Genomic DNA, 18,304 nt, shown 5'->3' on the forward strand with positions numbered 1-18,304 from the left:
TTCCTTAGAATTTATTTAACTAGACGGCGATGACTCTGCCATGTGAAATTGATTGTTGTTGGATTTCCCATTCTCAGTCGATCAATGACTCGCTCACCAAGAACGCGACCAAGTTCATCAAATTTAAGATTTGTTAATATTCCAACCGGTTTTTTGTTAGCTAAACGGCGATCAACCACTTGGAAAATAATTAACTCCTCGTTTTTGTTTTCACGCTGAACACCAACATCATCAAGAACAAGTAAATCAACCTCGCACAGATCATCAATCAGTTTTGACTCTGTTGTTTTTGCGTCTTTCTGGTATGTGTCACGCACTTTCATCATCAAGTCTGGTAGTGTTGCAATCAGAATACTTTTGCCGTTTTGAATGATGTAATTACCAATTGCTGAGGCTAAGTGATTTTTCCCAGTGCCAGGGTTTCCACTGAAAATAAAACCACCGAATGACTGCCCGAATTCCTCGGCATACTTTTTCGCTTTGTGAAGTGCTTTTTGCTGTTCAGCGTTTGTGGCTTGGTAATTATAAAATGTGCATTCTTGGTGTAATGGGCTGATACCAGAACGCCCCATAATCTTATTCAATCGAGTTACACGGTTTTCATCTGCGATCCGCTTAGAGTCAACTTCACCCTGCTCTCGTTGCCATGCCATAAGTTCTTCAGCCGTTGAGAACTTTGGCTTGATGTGTTCTGGCATCATGCGTTTTAATCGTGCCAGTGTTGCCGTTGCTGTCATTAGAAGTTCTCCGGTATGAATTCTTGAGTTTGGCTAGGTTGAATAATTCGATTAGGTTGTTGGTATGGCGTTTTAGGCTTGAATAATCCCTGCCAGCCGTTAGTAACCGAGTTATTGATTATTTCTTCAGGTGAAAAACCCAGCTCATAACACTCAGTAAGAAGTTTTATTTGCCCATCGAGAGTTCGCTTAGATTTTATCGGTTGTTTAATTTCCTTTCGGTACCCAACCCAATTTCTCCAAGTGTCAGGATTTAACCAGCTGGGTATATCTACGCTAAGCGGATCGAAACTTTGTTTTTTAGGCGTAGATTTTTGTTTAGGGGATATAGGGGTTTTAATATCTTTTACTGTATTTGGTATAGTGTCTTTGGTGATCCCCTTTTTCGGGGATACCGCTACACGTTTTCGGGGATGGTTATCCTCGTTTTCGGGGATAGTTTTCCTTGTTTTCGTGTATACCCATTCTGAGGTGTTTTTATTGATAGAAATGTATCTGTTTTGCCCTATTCTTCTAACGTTAATTATTCTCCGCGACTCAAGAGAGCCAACCGCTTCAGATACAGGATTGCGTCCTAATTTTGTTTTCTCTTCAATCAAGATGTTTTGAATGCGGTCTTCTTTCTTTTGCCACCCCCAAGTAAGCCGAATAATGGCATTAAGAACCTGCCACTCTCTACCTGCTAACTGGAGTTCGCATAAAGCATCTTGAATTTCATTAGCTACCCGTAAGTAGCCGTTATCAAGATCAGCCACTTTAACCTCTGGTTTGTCTGGTATCAGTTGCTTGTTAACAAAATCAATGTTCTTGACTACTGTCATAGCAACCTCCATCTGTTTGTTAAGTAAACAGAATTCATATATAATTACTCCATTAATTAGCTGTATCAGCAAAAGGAAAGCTCAAAATCAGCTTCCCTTTAATACTGGTTATTGATACAGTGTATTTGTTAGTCTAAATGGTTAAGTCCATTTGTTGAGAAGCCTCAGTTACCGCTGGGGCTTTTCTTTTTGGTGCTTTGACGTGTTCAAGCATTTGAATTAACGCTCTAGCCTCATCACCTTGCAATATCACTGTGTCATCTGGCGTCTCATACCCAATAGCAACTAAAAGCCTTGCACAACGTTGTATGAAGCTTAATTGCGTTTTAGATTGTTGAGATTGCCAGCGAGATATTTGTGATTCGTGAATACCCGTTCTTTTCGCTACTTCTCTAGCGCCAGTAACAAGTATCCCTTTCATGATTTTTGATTCGATTTCTCGAAATTTGCGTTCGTTTGATAATTCCATTTGTTAAATTCCTTCTTAGATTACTTCCCATATTGGGAACAGCAGTAATGATCCGTGGCTCATTCCATATGAGCGGATTGTTTGCTCCAAGATCGCCTAGAGCGGGTTAGTGATGTTAAAGAGCGATTAAAACTAAGCAGCAAGTAATTTTTTTTGGCTAATGGCTAGTAAGTCTTCAGCTTTTATTTTCCCTTTGGATAGGGTTTGGATTGTTTTTGCATAATTGGTTTTTCCAAAGAACTCTGTTTTTGGTAGAAAACCGTTATCAATCCATTTATAAACAGCTCGCTCACTTACTCCGCATGCCTTTGCTACTTCTGCAACGCCAATCTGTTTAATTGGCTCCCTTAAATCGTGCATAGAAGTCTCCTTAATGAACTTTCAGTACATATATTAGTTGAACTGACAGTTCCTTTCAAGATGTTTATTATTGAACGTATGGTACAAATTAATAACGTGCGTGAACTATTTGCCAAGAGGCTTGCGCAGGCTTCAAGAGATGCTGGTTTTGATGACCATGGCAAAGCGACAGAAATAGCTAACAAACTTGGCGTAACAACCAAGGCTGTTAGTAAATGGTTTAATGCTGAATCACTACCAAGACAGGAGGTGATGAATAAGTTAGCTAAATTACTTTCAGTGGATATAGTCTGGTTGCAACACGGTCAGGAAAATGTAAATAATGCAAATGTTAGTAATCCAAGACCTTATAGACCAGCCCCTAAATACCCTGTAATTAGCTTTGTTCAGGCTGGTAATTGGACAGAAGCCTGTGAGCCATATACGCTTAGCGAGATCGATGAATGGTATGAGTCTGAAGTTGCTGTTCAGGGTTCTGCATTTTGGCTTAAGGTTGAGGGAGACTCAATGACAGCGCCAACGGGCATCAGTATTCCTGAAGGATCATTGGTTCTAGTTGATACAGGAAGAGAACCTATAAATGGAAGTTTGGTAATAGCTAAGCTTACCGATACGAATGAAGCAACATTCAAAAAACTTGTCTTGGATGGAGCTAAATATCTTAAAGCGCTAAACCCTGCTTATCCCGCAATTACTATAAATGGTAACTGTAAAATTATTGGTGTTGTGGTTCAAATGATGATGAGATTTGTCTAACTTTCAATCATTAAAAAGAGGATGCTTTGAGAATACTTTTTCTAATTATTATCATTGCTTTGTCAGGCTGTGTAACAGGTGACAAAATATCATCAATACATTCTGGGATGAGTAAAGACAATGTTATATCAATAATGGGTAACCCTGATGGGAATGCGTCAAGCAATGATTATGAAATATTAATTTATGCTAACAGGCTTATGTCTGGTTGGTCTTATGATAAAGCCGACTATAAGTTTATATTTAAAAATAATTCTCTTATTGAATATGGACCAGAAAAAATAAGACAAGATAATGGCGCTTCGGCTATTAGAGCAATATCAGCACAACAAAGCCTGTTACTATGGCAACAACAGAAAAACATTTATAAGAAACCAGTAACAACAACGAACTGTACAAAATTAGGCTCTACCGTTAACTGCACATCATACTAACCTCATTCTCTTTATTTATTTGATCCCTCTATATGAGGGATTTTTTTCATCCCGCCTAAATAAATTAGTGATTAAGATCTAATTTTAAATATTTACAAAAAATAAATACCTTTTAAAAACAACAAAATATACTAAAAGTTCACTATGATAATAAAATATTGTACTTTTGGTTCTTGATTTATGTGAACTATTGGTTCAATATATAACTCATCAAAGGCAAGGAGCCAAAGGTAAACGGATTTAGTTCTTTAACAATTAGGAAGAAATGATTCAGGCATTCTTGAATCACCACTGAGTGGTTTTTGGGATTGGCTAGCTCTGTCACTATGAGGATAGTGAGAATTGTGGATAGTTGCATCACAGCCAATCACCAAAGATCACTTAGGAGGCAAATATGGCAACGATAAAAGTCATTGAAAGAAGTAATTACTCTCAACGTAGATATGAGCGCAGAGCTGCATTTCTAGCTCGTAAACGTGAAGAAGTAAAAACACCAAGCCGCTCAGTGGAAGAAATATGGGATTCAATATTTGGCGTTGAGAAACCAGAACGCCCTGTTCTCTCTCTCAAACCAACAAAGCATTATCCAAGTGGAGATAACTGTTGCTTACCTAATGTAGCAGTATTTTCAGGAGTTAAAACAAAACAGCCGAGCGGTGAGTTCGGGGTTACGGCGAGATAAATAGGAGAAGTAAGATGAAATTTGAAGAGTTACCAGTAAAAATTCAAGAGATTGCAAGCCAAACATTGGCATGTTTAATAACTAATAACAATCCAGATAAAGAGCAAGCAGAAGAACTTGCTTGCTCTGTGGCAGTGGCTTTTATAACGCTATATCAAGACAATTAATTATCTTTAAGTTTTTTAAAGTAATTAGTAAAACTTTGGTGAGCAAATATGATCGACTCAACTGTTGATCTTGACGCTGCTCCATTAATCATGGCTGTTTTTTCAGCCTTAATCAATTCTACAACTAATTGCTGAGCCGCTAATTCAGGGTTTTCTTTTGGATCAATTACTACATCTGACATAAAACATTCCTATATTGACTGTGGAATAACCAATATATCAATTTTCCTTGACTGTGGAAAGTAAGGAACCACCTCGCCTGATGTGGTTAAAAGCAGGCATCAAAAGGAGGATTTAATGGATAAAAAGGAACTATGCCCCGTATGTGGTGAGGGGTATTTGCATCATGAGATGGAAGAAATAGAAGTTAGGATTAACTCAGTTAAGCATGTAATTAACACTAAATATTCAATTTGCGACAGTTGCGAATCTGAGATAGCAACTGAGGATGACGCTAGGTTCAATAAAGCTCAAGTCACAGCGTTAGAAAGAAAGTACAGGACTCAAACCTAGTTAACTAATCCCAGTCCATTCTGTGGGCTGTGGTGAGATAGCTTTTTTTAGACCAATAAACCAAAGGCGATAAATCGGTCTCGCCATATTTACTAAGCACCGTTTGAATCGGAGGATTTATGTAAGTGTTCAAATCTAAACTGAGAGAAAGATAAATATTAAGCCAGGATCCTGTTCATGACTTGAATAGCGTTAGCCCATGACGATATATGGGCAACTAACCAGAGCTTATTACTTAGTGGGCTGTGGTGAGTTGATTAATAGATAGGAGATAGAGATGGAGTTAAAGATAGATAGAGGCACTCTACTTGCTGTCATGGAGTGTATGGCAATAAGAGATATTCGCTACTACATTTGCGGTATCTGCTTTCTACCTAACGGAAAAGTGGCTGGCACAGATGGCCACATGTTGGCATACGGCGAACATGATAACGAAATTGAAAATGAAGTTATTTTGTCAGTGGGTAAATTACCAACTAAGCAATTCGATTATGCAATTTTCGATACTGATGACGGAATTGTTAGGCTGTTTTCAGATGAAAATACGCTAATAGGTGTTTCAATGTGTAGTGTTATCGACGGACACTTCCCACACATCGACAAGCTAATCGAAAAAACAAGAAAAATGAAAGAAAACTTACCATTCAAAATAGGTATTAACGTTTCATTTCTCGCCAAATTACAGAAGATAGCAAAGTACGTTAACCCTAAAATGCCAGCTATCGAACTTCAATTCAAAACAGGTCAAGACGCTATCATTTGCGACATATTCAATCCTTACAAGCCAGTATCGGTATTGATTATGCCAATGCGTATTTAGTTAATAACGGAGGGAGTATGACAATAGATGATTTCCACAGTGGAAAGCTACCCATGCCGAAGTTATTTAGAGTTGTTAGTGTTGAGCTTGGCGTATTACGTAGCTGTCTTGGTAGTGGCTATGGTGTCATATTCGATTGCGACGAAACTGTAATAAGAAAAGTTCGCAGAGTTAAATCAAAAATAGGCTGGCATTGGCAATTGGTCAGAGAGCATAAAGACCAAGAGACATGGGATTACTACATAGAGTCAGACAGGGAAAGCCTTAACAATATCAATTATGAATATGGACTGATGAAATAGTTTAGGAGGGAGTATGACAGATAAGGAAGATTATATTGATGACTTACTGGGAAAGATGCCAGAGAAAAAAGAAACTGGTGGTTATGCATTTCCTCAGTCTGGATTTTTAGATTCAGGTAAGGACTGTTGGGTTAGCTCTGATTGTGGCGGTTCAGGTATGACGATTAGGGATTATTTCGCTGCTAAATGTATGTTGGCTATTATTGGCACATTAAATGGCTCTGTTGTATTTGAAGAATGCAAAGGAGATTTTGATTTGTATGCAAAGCAAGCCTACGTTATGGCTGATGCAATGTTAAAGGCTAGGGGGTGATATGAACGAAAAATATAACGGAGGAGTTAAGCCTGATAATACGAAAGAGGCTAAAAAACTCAACCGAGAGTATCAAGTTAAACGCCTAATAGCTAAAGGCCACACAAAGAAGTTTGCCCGCCAACAAGTTAAGCACATCAAATAGTCAGCAGTAACCCACCACTTAATCATTCATATCGCTATTAATAGTGAGGAATACGCACATAAGGAACATAGGAAATGGCAAATGAATTAGTAGTAATTGAACAGGCTACGGCGCTAGATTTGTTTACAGCACCAGAAAAAGTAAATCAGATGCTAGAGCACATTAAGTCTCTTGCAGAAGAAGAACGAAAAGAACTCGACAGTGATTTCTCAGTAGCTAAAAACCGAAAGGCTTTTGCATCTCTGGCGTACAAAGTTGCTCAAACAAAAACGTATATCGACAAGGAAGGTAAAGCGGTTGTCGATAAGTTAAAAGAGCTACCTAAAAAAGTTGATGCTAGCCGTAAGATATTTCGTGACGAACTAGATGCATTAAGCACAGATATTCGCAAGCCACTAACAGAGTGGGAAGCACAAGAAAAAGCTCGCGAAGAAGCCGAAGCGCTTAAGAAACAAATCGAAGTTGATCATGAAGAAGCTCTGCAAATGAACGAGTTGCTTGATTTACGCAAAGCCGAAGAAGAACGCCAGCGCATTGCTCGTGAAGAAGAAATGAAGCGACAAGCTGCGGAACAGGCAAGACTTGAAGCTGAACGCAAAGCACAGCAAGAAATTGAAGCAGCATCTAAACGTGCGCGTGAAGCAAAAGAAGCCGCTGAACGTGCAGAGCGTGAAAAGCAGGAAGCAATTCAACGTGCAGAGCAAGCAGCAAAAGAAGCTAAGGAAAAGGCAGAGCGTGATGCTAAAGAAGCTCAGGAGCGAGCCGAACGCGAGAAACAATTAGCTATCGAAGCTGAGCGCAAGAAAGCACAAGAAGCAGAACAAGTGCGATTAGCAGAAGAAGAACGTAAGCATCAGGAAGAAGCTAAACGTCAGGCTAATAAGGAACATCGCCGCAAGTATAACCAAGAAACATTACAAGCCTTAGTAAGTAACGGGTTTGATGAAAAATTAGCGACTGAATTTATTAAGTTAGTTGCTAGTAATAAAATCCCCCACATGACAATGAACTACTAATACCCACCGCACCAACACCAGATAACCACCCTATCGCTCACCTAGCGAGGTAACAATGAAATCAGAATATTACATCACTATGCGTGATTGCATGGCGGTGCGTATCACTACGCCTCAAGCACGTAAAAATAAACGCACAAGCCCATGGTTGTTCAGTTTAGCTGTGGTCATTGTGACAACCGTTGGCGTAATACCAACATTTGTAAGTTGAGGTGATTATGCAAATTTCATACAGCTACTCGAACGGAACTCGGGTAGTAGACGGCAAAACAGTCATGGAATTTGACGAAAATAGCAAGCTCAGTATTGAGACGGGAAGTTTCAGTGAGCTGGCTAAATTAACGGAAATCGATCCAGTGGAAGCCCTGCAATGGATTATGCAGTTCGACAAGAAAGAGTTTGACAGGATTGTCAATGAAGCAAGCAAGGATGCCCCTATTTCTAAGCTGGCTCTGCTAAGGAGGGTTGCGTGACTCAGATTCTAGATATGTGCTGTGGTAGTCGTATGTTCTGGTTTGATAAGGAAGATAACAGAGCTATTTACAGCGACATCCGCGTAGAGAAACATATTTTATGTGATGGCAGGAAGTTAAATATCACACCAGACATTATCGCTGATTTTAAAAACCTCCCCTTCTCTGACAGTCAATTTTATCAAGTTATATTCGACCCGCCTCATTTAATTAGAGTTGGTAAAAATAGCTGGTTATTTAAAAAATACGGTTCGTTAAATAAAGACTCATGGAGAGAAGATTTAAAAAAAGGGTTTAGTGAAGCATTTAGAGTGCTTAGACCCGGAGGGACATTACTGTTCAAATGGAATGAAACTCAAATTCCTGTTAAGCAAATTTTAGCACTAACAGACCAAAAACCTACAGCAGTACAGCGTGTAGGAAAAAATGATAAGACGCACTGGATCTCTTTTCTTAAGGAGGTTGAATGTTAACCAACACCTACGGACTCAGAAACGACTGGTACGAACGCCAAATGGAAAAACAAGCGTTTGTTAATTCTCAGGAAGGGAAAATATCAGTTGATGAGGTTATGGATAGCCTACCCGAAGAACTGTTATGTATGGATTTAGCAAGGAAGTTAAATCCTGTATTTGAAATTAGCCCTCAAGCGCTGGATGCAGTTTTAGATGGAATTAGAACAGCAATACAGATTGGGATAGATAAAGAGGTTTTAGGATGAAAGATGGGATCCACTATCACTTAAGCAATGAGGATTACCACAAGGATGAGGCAATAGGATCAACGTCAGTAAAGGCAATGAATATTAGCCCAGCAAACTTATATTTTAACCCATTTAAAGGAAGTAAATCGGCAAATATAGGAACTGCAATTCATGCGGCGTTACTTGAACCTGATGTTTTTGAAAAGGAATTCATTCTTAACCCTGACATCAAAACCAGAGCGTCAAAGGAATATAAAGAATTGGCTAAGGTGTGCAATCCTGACAATATTTTTATAAATGGCGAAGTGGAAACGGTAACAAGGATGGTTGAGTCTGCAAGGATGAATACCGACTTTATGGACTACATGGCAACAAAAGGGAATTCAGAAGTATCGATGTTTGCCACATGCCCTATCACAGGGCTAAGACTTAAATGTCGCTTTGATAGATTATCTGACTCTCTACCCTACCCGCTTGATGTAAAGAGTTGCATGGATGCAACAGAGCGAGGCTTTAGTCAGGCGTTTGGTAAATATCGCTACCATATTCAAGCAGCCTTTTATCTGTACGTTTTAAAGCTAACCACAGGGATTGAGTTAGACCAGTTTTGCTTCTTTGCGCTTCAAAATAAACCACCTTATACCAACTGTATGTATTACATCGGCACGGAATCGCTGGAGCTTGGTTATAAGCACATGCACGAAGCATTACGCAAAATTAAAGAATGCATTGATGACGAAGCGCTACGAACTGAAGGAATAGTTCTTCCACCGAGTGAAATCAATGTTCCCAATTACTTATTCGATGATGAATACTTAGATGATGAGGTATTTCTCTAATGGACTTATCACGCACAATCATCCCAAAGTCAGATCAGATTAACTTTGAAGATGTTCAAACCACACCAATTACCGCCGTTATTAAATCCGTTCGCGAAGGTACGAGAGATCAGCCTGTTTTTATCGACTTAGTAGGTTATGACGGCAGACCATACAAACCATCTAAATCTATGCGAAGGGTTCTTATTGGTGGGTGGGGGAATAACGGCCATGACTGGGTTGGAAAATCTTTAACAATAATTGGAGATCCATCCGTTAAGTTTGGTGGCGTAGCTGTTGGCGGTATAAAAGTTTATGCAATGAGTGATATTGAGTCTGATTTTTCAATGATGCTTTCTGTTTCAAGAGGTAAGCGCTCAGAGCATAGAGTTAAAAAACTACTGACAAACCAAATGATGCTTGCCGATTTCACATCAAAATTAAACGAGATGTCGCCAGAACATTTCGAAAAATCATATCAGTGGCTTAAAAATAAATTTTCAGGAGATGATGAAAATCTTGAGAAGCTAGAGGTTGTTTACAAGAGCCATAAATCAGATATGGAGAACACATAATGGCAAGTAAAGGCGTGAATAAATGTATTCTCATTGGTCACTTGGGGCAAGACCCTGAAATTCGATACATGCCATCAGGTGGCGCAGTAGCAAATCTCACACTAGCCACATCGGAATCGTGGCGTGATAAGCAGACTGGCGAAATGAAGGAGAAAACAGAGTGGCATCGAGTGTGCATCTTCGGAAAATTAGCCGAAATTGCAGGTGAATATCTGAGAAAAGGCTCACAGGTATACATAGAAGGTTCTCTTCAAACTCGTAAATGGCAAGACCAAAGCGGGCAAGACCGATACACAACGGAAGTGGTGGTTAATATCGGCGGTTCGATGCAAATGCTAGGTGGTAACGGTGGTAATCAAGCAGGAAGCCAGAAACCACAAAACCAAGGATGGGGTCAACCACAACAACCTCAGAAGCCAGCACCACAAAACGACCCCCCTCAAGATTGGGATGATCAAATACCCTTCTAACCACCCTACCCGTTTAACTAAAGGATATAACCATTACTCAGTGCAAGGATGCAAACAGGAGATAGATATGACTATTGAACAGTTACAAGAAGAAAACGCAAAGTTGAAAGAAGTTCTTTTTGCTGGCGCTTTTTTAATGGCTAAAGCGGTTCATAAATATGATTTCGGCGTTGGAATGGAAGAGCAAGCCACCGACTTTATGAAGGACGCAGAGGAACTTACAGGTAATAAGCTACCAAAGTTCGCATGATAATTTAACTCACAGGGATGCAATGAAGAGGAATGAATATGAAATTAACAGGCAAGCAAATTAAAACACTGGATATTGTGAGAGATAAGTTTGGCGCTGGAATTGATGGTAGAACACTTAAGTCTTTTGAGAAAAAAGGTTTAATTAGACAGACAATCATTGGCTGGACATTAACAAAGTTAGGGTTTGATATATTGAATAAGGTGGAGTGATGGATAAATCAAGGCAGCAATTTGAGGAATGGTCTGACGGAAATGATTTATAAGATATTTCTCCGTTTGATATATGGAAAGCATCACGCGAGAGTTTGGAGGTTGAATTGCCATATAAACATCAACCTAAATTTTACTCATATGAAGATGGTATAAATACAGGTCTTAATATGTGCAGAGATATATTAATCAGCAACGGAGTGAAAATAAAAAATGAATGAAAAATACAGAGCCGAACTAATTAACGGTAAACCAGTTATTTTATTAAATGGAAATATGATTGAAAAAGGATTTATTTCAATTGTAGATGCGGAAAAAAGAGCTAATAGCTTAAACTCTAAATTCAAAGTAGCCCACACATATAAAACTAAATAACCATGCAAATAATCGGATATGTATTACTCATGTTAATACAGGGTTCTGCTGTGCCTATTGCGGAAGATATATACACGCAATCGGAATGCAATAAACGTGCTGAATATTTAATGTCAGTGAGGAATGTTAATGTTGTTTGTGGTGAGGTGTGGAATGAAAGATAAGTATTATGCTGGCTTATAGAATTACAAAGATTGTATTGAGATTGAACCTACAACAAAGGATTGTTTTATTCTAAACACTCCATCTTGGAATATGGATGTGACAAAACAAGACTTAATTGACATCAGAAATACTATTAACGAAATACTAGAGGCTGATAATGAATAAATACACCGAACTCTCTGATTTCGAGATTAATAAAAAGGTTGCTGAAAAGGTTTTTGGTGAGGATGAGTATGAGTATGAGGTTGAATGTACCCAGTACGGAGTAACTATTAATGACGATATATTCGACCCATGCAATAACCCGTCCGACGCAATGCCGATTATTAAAGATAATTTCATATCTATAACTCATGATGGAATAGCGTGGGATGTTAGTTGCGCTAAATACCCAGAGTTAAGCGTGTGGAATGGATTGGAAAATTACAATGATAATTTTTATCGCAAGGCCATGGAATTATTTTTATTAATCAAGGATGCGAAGAATAATCAATGAGACAAGTTCAAGCAATGACGACGTTAGTTTTAATTGACGGTGTCACATATCAAATAGTGCTCCCTAAACATATTATCGCATTACAAGCTAAGCAAGCATTAACGATGGTTAATGAATTTGATGGAATGCTATTTCCCTGTAAATTTACCAATATAAAGCCAATGGAAGCTGATGGACTGCCGTTTTATATAAGTGATAGTGGAACTGAGAATGAAAAAGTATGACTTGATTCTAGCTGACCCGCCTTGGCAATATAACAACAAAGTTTCAAATGGCGCAGCAGATAACCATTACAACACCACAGATTTATATTCCCTTTCTCGATTACCAATAGAAAAACACTCTTCTAAAAATTCCGTACTGTTTATGTGGTACACAGGCAACTTTGCACTCGAAGCAATTAAATTAGCCGAATCATGGGATTTTAAAGTAAAGAATATGTTCGGGTTCGCGTGGGTTAAATTAAATAAAAATGCAGGAGATAGAATAAATAAAAAACCACCAGAGGATTTCTTTGATTTCATGAAAATATTAAACAATGAGACGAAAATTAATTGCGGTAATTACACTCGTCAAAATATCGAAATGTGTTTAATAGCCACAAGAGGAAATGGATTACCTCGTAAGTCTGCAAGTGTTAGGCAAGTTATTTATTCATGTCTTGGTGAGCATAGCGAAAAGCCAAAAGAGGTACATCATCGTTTGGAGGAATTATATGGAGATGTTCCTCGACTCGAATTATTTGCTCGTGAGAAATACGGTGATTGGGATGTATATGGCGACCAAGCAGAAGAAAGCATTCAATTAATATAGGTGAATTATGGATATTATCGACTCAGCCAACGAAATAAACGAATTACATATTCAAGCTTCATTACTTAATAGAAAACCTGCAATTAAATCATATAACGGAATGTGCATTTGGTGTCACGAAGAACCTGTCTCACCTAATAGTGCATATTGCAGTAAAGATTGTGGTGATGACCATGAACAACATAAACGGAAGAATGGATAGTATTGCATTAGAAAATGCACGACGGCAGATAGCAAAGGAATGCTTAATCGAACTCAGAAGCCACGGAATACCCAACGATAAGCTAACTACTCAGATCCTCGATAAATACACACCAAAGTTTAAGCCTCTAAATCACACAAAGTACAACACCAAAGATGTTATGTGCCAATACATCAGAAATCTGCAAAAGGAAGAGAAGAATGGAAGATGACTGCATGACATTGAAAGAGCTTGCAGGGAAGCTAAAGCTCTCACCATCAACTATCTATAAAAACCCACCAAAATATTACATGTTTAAGGTAGGTGGTTCATGGCGAGCTAGCAAGGATAGCCTGAAAAAGTTTGAACAGGCGCAGTTTAATGACAATAATGTTTACCGGCTGGCTGTGGTCGGTGGCAGGAGAAATTCAAAATGCCGATCTACAAAAGAGGGAATACGTTCTGGATTGATGTCACATCTCCAAGTGGAGAAAGAATTAGGAGATCTACTGGCACCACGAACAAGGTGAAAGCTCAGGAGTATCACGATAAATTAAAGTACGACCTGTGGCAGATAGACAAATTAGATAAATCGCCAGAACGAACATTCGATGAGATGATGATTTTGGCGCTAAGAAACGCCGAGAGTCATCGAAGTTTTGCAAATGCACAAACTAATGCAAGGTATTTCCTAGCTATTTTCAAGGGAAGAAAACTATCCACTATTACCAGTGATGAGATCACGAACTCACTGCCTGTATATAGTACGAAAACAAAGAGAAAACTCTCTAACGCATCCAAAAACAGGTATCGTTCATTTATTATGAGGGCATTTTCATTAGCACACAAAAGCGGATGGATAAAAGAAAAACCGCATGTTCCATCGTTTAGAGAACCGGTTGTCAGGGTTAGATGGATCGAAAAGGAAGTGGCAATTGAGCTTATTGATAATCTAAAGCTAAAGTGGATGAAAGACTTAGTTAGCTTGGCATTATTAACTGGAGCAAGACGAGGTGAGTTGCTATCCCTAACCTGGAGCAATGTTGACTTAGATAGAGGGATTGCAATAGTAACACCTGAAAACTCAAAATCTAACCGAGGTCGCCCTCTCCCTTTAAATGAAGATGCTGTAAATATTTTACGCAATATCCCAAGAGAATTTGAATATATATTTACGAGAACAGGAAAAAGAAAACGATCTATCGGTCTTGAAGATTTTGAACGGGCAGTTAGATTAACTGGGTTAACAGATTTTAGATTTCATGACCTGCGCCACACATGGGCAAGTTGGCATGCTCAGAGTGGAACACCATTAATGGTATTAAAAGAAATGGGAGGATGGGAAACATTAGAAATGGTTAAGAGGTATGCCCATTTAAGTGGCGAGCATTTAACCAAATACAGTGAGCGCGTCACAATTTCGACACACTCGAAGAATGAAGCCAGAAAAAAGCCACATCTAACTCTTTTAACTGGCTGATTAATATAAATTAATATTACTCATCATCTAACGTAAAACGCAATCTTGAATAGATTTAATGTCGGAATCTGAATTAGAACCATTTTTTGCTTGCACTGTTAATTCACGAATACGTTGCAAGTTATTATTAATTTCATTCAATGCCCCTTCTGTGGTTTGGGCTATGGAAATACCATCATTCGCATTACGCGAAGCCTGAGTTAAGCCTTTAATATTAGAAGTAAAACGGTTTGCAATCGCTTGACCCGCCGCATCATCCTTAGCGCTATTAATGCGTAAGCCAGAAGATAAACGTTGAATTGCATTACCTAATGCACTTTGTGAACGATTTAAATTATTTTGAGTGACCAGTGACAAGTAATTGGTATTAATAACTTGTGCCATAATATTTTCCTTCGACTTGATTTTAAAATACTTTTCAATGAATAGGTTTGTTATTACGTCGCTGTAATAACGTTGCCTAAACACTATCGTCATCAATTTCGAGGGTTTTACGATTTTTGGCGTCGCGAAAATAGCAAAAAAAGCCAGTCAGTTAATTTATAAGAAGTAATTGATTGCAGAAAAAAGTAAAAGAGATTGAGAGAAAAAATAAAACTAAAAAAAAGTGGGTTTAAATATAATAGACTGAGAACCTATATTCTAAATAATTCAAAGTGCAGAACTAAGTGGCCAGTGAATCTATTTCTTAAAAACGTCTAGCTACATACATAAGCATGTAACTGAATAGATGAAGAAAAAATATAAATACTTTTCAACACAAAAACAAAAAAAGGCCCTCTTACGAGGACCTTTTGAATATAGAAAGGTATCTTTTGTGTCAGAGTACGAATTAACGTAACAGAGACAGAACAGTTTGTGGTACTTGGTTTGCTTGAGCAAGTACTGAAGTACCCGCTTGTTGCAGGATTTGACCACGGCTCATGTTAGAAACTTCTGTTGCATAGTCAGCATCTAAGATACGGCTACGTGAAGCAGATAAGTTGTTAACCGTGTTGTTCAGGTTGTTGATAGTAGATTCAAAACGGTTTTGAATCGCACCTAATTTAGAACGGCTTTCATCGATTGTGTTGATAGCTTTGTCTAAAGTAGCCAGAGCATCATCTTTAACGTCTAAAGTTTTAACGTCTTTACCTGCAACTGCAGTAAATTCGTTACCAGCAACCGCTGAACCTGCTTTTAAGTTGATTTGAGTTGCAGTAGCACCATCCGCTTCAAAGTCAGAAGCAGAAACTAAGTAACTTTTACCACCTTCAGTTGCAACGAATTTACCAGCAACAACTGCGCCGTCTTCTTCGTATTTTTTAACTGTTAAGCCAGCTTTTAATGCAGTACCACCAGCAACACCTAAATCAGCAATATCAGCATCATCAGCACTTGCTTTTTTCTCACCTTTAGAAACTGTTGTTTCAGTGAACAGTTTGTCACTTGAAACACCTAAAGTATCATTATCAACTTTATCTAAGTTAAATTTGATAACTTCTTTATCGTTAGTACCTACTTGGATAGTCATTTCTGACTTCTCACCGCTCAGTACTTTAACGCCGTTGAACTGAGTTTGCTCAGAGATACGGTTGATTTCTGCTAAACGCTCAGTAACTTCGTTCTGGATTGAAGTGATGTCTGAGTTAGAGTTAGTACCGTTTTTAGCTTGAACTGTTAACTCACGGATACGTTGTAAGTTGTTGTTGATTTCGTTCAGCGCACCTTCAGTAGTTTGAGCGATAGAGATACCATCGTTCGCATTACGTGAAGCTTGAGTTAAACCATTTACGTTAGAAGTGAAACGGTTAGCAATCGCTTGACCTGCAGCATCATCTTTCGCGCTGTTGATACGTAGACCAGAAGACAGACGCTCGATTGCACTTCCTAAAGCTCCCTGAGATTTGTTCAGGTTGTTTTGAGTTACCAGAGATAGATAGTTGGTATTAATGACTTGTGCCATAGCTAGATTCCTTTAAAATCAAGTCGATAAAATAAAAGTTTGCCTATTCATTTTCGGTGTTAATCACCGGCAACAAGTTTATCGGCACCCCACATACAACCTTTAACTTTTCCTACAAATATTTCTGCGTTTTTTTATAGAATTCACATCAAACCAATGATAAATAAAGAAATTAATTTATTATTTTTTTATTTATTTTTTATCAATTTTCGCCTAAACCTTTTTTTCTCTCCTCTAAATTCGACTTTGGTCACCAATGCCAATAAAAGGCTTCTATATGGCATCCTGTTTACGTCATCAAAAATACCAAATAGACGTAAACTTTTCGCCGATTCTACCGATAACGGTTTTTGAGGATTATTTTACGAACACAGAAAGGAGACCGGTATGGCTGGTATTGCTTCACTAGGCGTGGGCTCAGGGATGCCTCTTAACCAAACATTGGCACAATTAGAGGCGGCGGAAAATAAACGCCTTGAACCCCTTGATAAACAGATGAAAAGCTACGAAGCGAAAATTACCGCTTATGGTAAAATTCGTGGCCAACTTGATAAGTTACAAAAAGCATCAGAAGATTTAAAAAAATTCGATAAAATTGTTGCAACAAAAGTTGATGATGAGTTTGACGCCTTTAAAGTGACGACGGATGGTAAAGCCAGTATTGGTAACTATACCGTATCTATTAAAGAGCTTGCTCATGCACAAACATTAAAATCCAGAGCTGTAAATGATGTAAAAATACCTATTGGAAAAACATTAGGTGAAGGTAACAATCGTACTTTAGTAATTACCCAACCAGGTGAAGAAAAACCATTACGTATTGAGTTAACTGACGATCAAACTTCTATGATTGAATTGCGCGATGCAATCAATAAAAAAGAGGGAAATGTTTCAGCAACTATCGTTAAAGCTAAAGATGGTGTTAACCACTTAGTACTCACTTCTCGTAAAGAAGGTACTGAGTCAGAAATGACCATAAAAGTGGAAGGAGATGACGAACTTAATAATTTCATTAGCTACTCTTCAAGCAGTAAAACTGGCGCAATGCAGGAAATCGTTGAAGCAAATAATGCCAAATTAACGATCAATGGTATTGAAATTGAGCGTCAGACTAATGAGATTAAAGATGCACCTGAAGGGATCATCTTAAATCTTAAAAAAACGACCTTTGATAATAAAGACAAAACCGATAAACCTGAAATCGTGACTGTTGCTCGTAATATTGAGCCAATGAAAAAAGCTATCCAAGCTTGGACAGACGCTTATAACGAATTAAACAGTACTTATAAATCTCTGACTAAATATACGCAAGTAGATAAAGGTGAAACCGCGTCTAAAGATAATGGCGTATTACTTGGCGATACCACCAGCCGTATGATTATGTCTGAACTAAAGAGTTTTGTTACAAGCTCACAAAATACATCAGATCTAGACACCCTCAATAAAATGGGGATTAAATTTAAGGTTGATGGCTCTTTAGATATCGATAGCAAAAAACTGGATGAAGCATTAAAAGAAAAACCCGCTAACGTTAAAGAATTTTTTATGGGTGATGGTAAAGAAACCGGTTTTGGTACTCAAACCTATAATTACCTGAAAAAAACGCTGCAATCTAATGATGGTACATTGGATATTGCCACTGACGGTGTAAAAAAACGCAAGAAAACATTAGATAGTCAAATTAAAAACACGGAACGCAATATTGCTGCCACGATGGAACGTTATAAAAACCAGTTCCAACAGTTAGATAAAATGATCAACTCCATGACTAACTCTAGTGCCTCAATCGGCCGTTTATTAATGTAATTTTTAA

General features: G+C 38.2%; 31 protein-coding genes and 1 pseudogene. 25 read left to right on the plus strand and 7 right to left on the minus strand.

Annotated elements, in window-relative coordinates:
* Positions 1-11 precede the first annotated feature (11 nt).
* From GWI97_RS14465 to GWI97_RS14480, 4 genes are all read right to left on the minus strand, one after another.
* Complete coding sequence (locus tag GWI97_RS14465; protein WP_161752109.1) at positions 12-737, minus strand: ATP-binding protein; 726 nt, start codon at positions 735-737, stop codon at positions 12-14.
* Positions 737-1,558: a replication protein gene (locus GWI97_RS18425; RefSeq protein WP_228407725.1), complete on the minus strand. Its 822-nt coding sequence runs from the start codon at positions 1,556-1,558 to the stop codon at positions 737-739. The genes GWI97_RS14465 and GWI97_RS18425 overlap by 1 nt, the downstream gene beginning before the upstream one ends.
* A 133-nt stretch (positions 1,559-1,691) precedes the next feature.
* A complete protein-coding gene (locus tag GWI97_RS14475; RefSeq protein WP_123822243.1) occupies positions 1,692-2,027 on the minus strand; it encodes a CII family transcriptional regulator in 336 nt (111 codons plus the stop codon).
* A gap of 132 nt (positions 2,028-2,159) precedes the next feature.
* Positions 2,160-2,387, minus strand: coding sequence for a helix-turn-helix domain-containing protein (locus GWI97_RS14480; RefSeq protein ID WP_109391285.1), 228 nt, complete (start codon positions 2,385-2,387; stop codon positions 2,160-2,162).
* Positions 2,388-2,465: 78 nt separating this feature from the next.
* On the opposite strand from GWI97_RS14480, the gene GWI97_RS14485 reads away from it, so the two are divergent.
* From GWI97_RS14485 to GWI97_RS14500, 4 genes are all read left to right on the plus strand, one after another.
* Positions 2,466-3,143, plus strand: coding sequence for a LexA family protein (locus GWI97_RS14485; protein WP_161752137.1), 678 nt, complete (start codon positions 2,466-2,468; stop codon positions 3,141-3,143).
* 26 nt (positions 3,144-3,169) lie between these two features.
* Positions 3,170-3,577, plus strand: a complete 408-nt coding sequence (locus GWI97_RS14490) for a hypothetical protein (RefSeq protein WP_161752110.1) — start codon at positions 3,170-3,172, stop codon at positions 3,575-3,577.
* Between the two features lie 394 nt (positions 3,578-3,971).
* Positions 3,972-4,259 (plus strand): hypothetical protein, encoded by a 288-nt coding sequence (locus tag GWI97_RS14495; RefSeq protein WP_161752111.1) that lies wholly within the window; start codon positions 3,972-3,974, stop codon positions 4,257-4,259.
* A 14-nt stretch (positions 4,260-4,273) separates the two neighbouring features.
* Positions 4,274-4,426 (plus strand): hypothetical protein, encoded by a 153-nt coding sequence (locus GWI97_RS14500; RefSeq protein WP_161752112.1) that lies wholly within the window; start codon positions 4,274-4,276, stop codon positions 4,424-4,426.
* On the opposite strand, the gene GWI97_RS14505 is transcribed toward GWI97_RS14500, so the two are convergent.
* Positions 4,423-4,608 carry a hypothetical protein gene (locus GWI97_RS14505; RefSeq protein ID WP_161682884.1) on the minus strand — a complete coding sequence of 62 codons (186 nt, stop codon included), beginning with the start codon at positions 4,606-4,608 and terminating at the stop codon, positions 4,423-4,425. The two genes, GWI97_RS14500 and GWI97_RS14505, sit on opposite strands and share 4 nt — an antisense overlap.
* 608 nt (positions 4,609-5,216) lie before the next feature.
* Here GWI97_RS14505 and GWI97_RS14510 point away from each other — a divergent pair.
* From GWI97_RS14510 to GWI97_RS14590, 20 genes are all read left to right on the plus strand, one after another.
* Positions 5,217-5,759 (plus strand): hypothetical protein, encoded by a 543-nt coding sequence (locus GWI97_RS14510; protein ID WP_161752113.1) that lies wholly within the window; start codon positions 5,217-5,219, stop codon positions 5,757-5,759.
* A complete protein-coding gene (locus GWI97_RS14515) occupies positions 5,699-6,061 on the plus strand; it encodes a hypothetical protein (protein ID WP_237585395.1) in 363 nt (120 codons plus the stop codon). The genes GWI97_RS14510 and GWI97_RS14515 overlap by 61 nt, the downstream gene beginning before the upstream one ends.
* 13 nt (positions 6,062-6,074) lie before the next feature.
* Complete coding sequence (locus GWI97_RS18270) at positions 6,075-6,374, plus strand: hypothetical protein (RefSeq protein ID WP_202609436.1); 300 nt, start codon at positions 6,075-6,077, stop codon at positions 6,372-6,374.
* A gap of 1 nt (position 6,375) precedes the next feature.
* Complete coding sequence (locus tag GWI97_RS14520; RefSeq protein WP_161752114.1) at positions 6,376-6,519, plus strand: hypothetical protein; 144 nt, start codon at positions 6,376-6,378, stop codon at positions 6,517-6,519.
* Between the two features lie 74 nt (positions 6,520-6,593).
* Entirely contained in the window at positions 6,594-7,535 is a 942-nt protein-coding gene (locus tag GWI97_RS14525; protein ID WP_161752115.1) for a cell envelope biogenesis protein TolA, read from the plus strand.
* 55 nt (positions 7,536-7,590) lie between these two features.
* Complete coding sequence (locus GWI97_RS18275) at positions 7,591-7,746, plus strand: hypothetical protein (RefSeq protein WP_171455270.1); 156 nt, start codon at positions 7,591-7,593, stop codon at positions 7,744-7,746.
* Positions 7,747-7,753: 7 nt separating this feature from the next.
* A complete protein-coding gene (locus tag GWI97_RS14530; RefSeq protein ID WP_161752116.1) occupies positions 7,754-8,008 on the plus strand; it encodes a hypothetical protein in 255 nt (84 codons plus the stop codon).
* Positions 8,009-8,040: 32 nt separating this feature from the next.
* Positions 8,041-8,481, plus strand: coding sequence for a class I SAM-dependent methyltransferase (locus GWI97_RS14535; protein WP_161752139.1), 441 nt, complete (start codon positions 8,041-8,043; stop codon positions 8,479-8,481).
* Positions 8,475-8,729 carry a hypothetical protein gene (locus GWI97_RS14540; protein ID WP_161752117.1) on the plus strand — a complete coding sequence of 85 codons (255 nt, stop codon included), beginning with the start codon at positions 8,475-8,477 and terminating at the stop codon, positions 8,727-8,729. Before GWI97_RS14535 ends, GWI97_RS14540 begins: the two co-directional genes overlap by 7 nt.
* The gene (locus GWI97_RS14545; RefSeq protein ID WP_161752118.1) at positions 8,726-9,550 is read left to right on the plus strand and encodes a PD-(D/E)XK nuclease-like domain-containing protein; all 825 of its coding nucleotides are present in this window, start codon (positions 8,726-8,728) and stop codon (positions 9,548-9,550) included. Before GWI97_RS14540 ends, GWI97_RS14545 begins: the two co-directional genes overlap by 4 nt.
* The gene (locus tag GWI97_RS14550) at positions 9,550-10,104 is read left to right on the plus strand and encodes a hypothetical protein (RefSeq protein ID WP_036976946.1); all 555 of its coding nucleotides are present in this window, start codon (positions 9,550-9,552) and stop codon (positions 10,102-10,104) included. Before GWI97_RS14545 ends, GWI97_RS14550 begins: the two co-directional genes overlap by 1 nt.
* Positions 10,104-10,574, plus strand: coding sequence for a single-stranded DNA-binding protein (locus tag GWI97_RS14555; RefSeq protein ID WP_161752119.1), 471 nt, complete (start codon positions 10,104-10,106; stop codon positions 10,572-10,574). Before GWI97_RS14550 ends, GWI97_RS14555 begins: the two co-directional genes overlap by 1 nt.
* Positions 10,575-10,641: 67 nt before the next feature.
* Positions 10,642-10,824, plus strand: a complete 183-nt coding sequence (locus GWI97_RS18280) for a hypothetical protein (protein WP_185966343.1) — start codon at positions 10,642-10,644, stop codon at positions 10,822-10,824.
* Between the two features lie 38 nt (positions 10,825-10,862).
* The gene (locus GWI97_RS14565; RefSeq protein WP_237585396.1) at positions 10,863-11,036 is read left to right on the plus strand and encodes a hypothetical protein; all 174 of its coding nucleotides are present in this window, start codon (positions 10,863-10,865) and stop codon (positions 11,034-11,036) included.
* A gap of 213 nt (positions 11,037-11,249) precedes the next feature.
* Positions 11,250-11,411: a hypothetical protein gene (locus GWI97_RS14570; RefSeq protein WP_161752121.1), complete on the plus strand. Its 162-nt coding sequence runs from the start codon at positions 11,250-11,252 to the stop codon at positions 11,409-11,411.
* A gap of 322 nt (positions 11,412-11,733) precedes the next feature.
* Positions 11,734-12,072 (plus strand): phage protein NinX family protein, encoded by a 339-nt coding sequence (locus tag GWI97_RS14575; RefSeq protein WP_161752122.1) that lies wholly within the window; start codon positions 11,734-11,736, stop codon positions 12,070-12,072.
* Positions 12,069-12,296: a hypothetical protein gene (locus GWI97_RS14580; RefSeq protein WP_161752123.1), complete on the plus strand. Its 228-nt coding sequence runs from the start codon at positions 12,069-12,071 to the stop codon at positions 12,294-12,296. Before GWI97_RS14575 ends, GWI97_RS14580 begins: the two co-directional genes overlap by 4 nt.
* Positions 12,283-12,885: an MT-A70 family methyltransferase gene (locus tag GWI97_RS14585; protein ID WP_161752124.1), complete on the plus strand. Its 603-nt coding sequence runs from the start codon at positions 12,283-12,285 to the stop codon at positions 12,883-12,885. Before GWI97_RS14580 ends, GWI97_RS14585 begins: the two co-directional genes overlap by 14 nt.
* A gap of 402 nt (positions 12,886-13,287) precedes the next feature.
* Positions 13,288-13,596: a hypothetical protein gene (locus tag GWI97_RS18285; RefSeq protein WP_202609437.1), complete on the plus strand. Its 309-nt coding sequence runs from the start codon at positions 13,288-13,290 to the stop codon at positions 13,594-13,596.
* Positions 13,500-14,546, plus strand: a complete 1,047-nt coding sequence (locus tag GWI97_RS14590) for a tyrosine-type recombinase/integrase (RefSeq protein ID WP_161752125.1) — start codon at positions 13,500-13,502, stop codon at positions 14,544-14,546. Before GWI97_RS18285 ends, GWI97_RS14590 begins: the two co-directional genes overlap by 97 nt.
* Before the next feature lie 42 nt (positions 14,547-14,588).
* On the opposite strand, the pseudogene GWI97_RS14595 reads toward GWI97_RS14590, so the two are convergent.
* Both GWI97_RS14595 and GWI97_RS14600 read right to left on the minus strand, forming a co-directional pair.
* A pseudogene (locus GWI97_RS14595) lies at positions 14,589-14,930 on the minus strand (flagellin N-terminal helical domain-containing protein); the annotation flags it as partial.
* Between the two features lie 448 nt (positions 14,931-15,378).
* Positions 15,379-16,491, minus strand: coding sequence for a FliC/FljB family flagellin (locus GWI97_RS14600; protein ID WP_036935787.1), 1,113 nt, complete (start codon positions 16,489-16,491; stop codon positions 15,379-15,381).
* 387 nt (positions 16,492-16,878) lie between these two features.
* Here GWI97_RS14600 and fliD point away from each other — a divergent pair, with 387 nt between their 5' ends.
* Positions 16,879-18,297, plus strand: a complete 1,419-nt coding sequence (gene fliD / locus GWI97_RS14605) for a flagellar filament capping protein FliD (RefSeq protein WP_036935785.1) — start codon at positions 16,879-16,881, stop codon at positions 18,295-18,297.
* The last annotated feature ends 7 nt before the right edge of the window (positions 18,298-18,304 follow it).

The organism is Proteus sp. G2300, from assembly GCF_009915965.1.
GTDB lineage: Bacteria > Pseudomonadota > Gammaproteobacteria > Enterobacterales > Enterobacteriaceae > Proteus > Proteus vulgaris.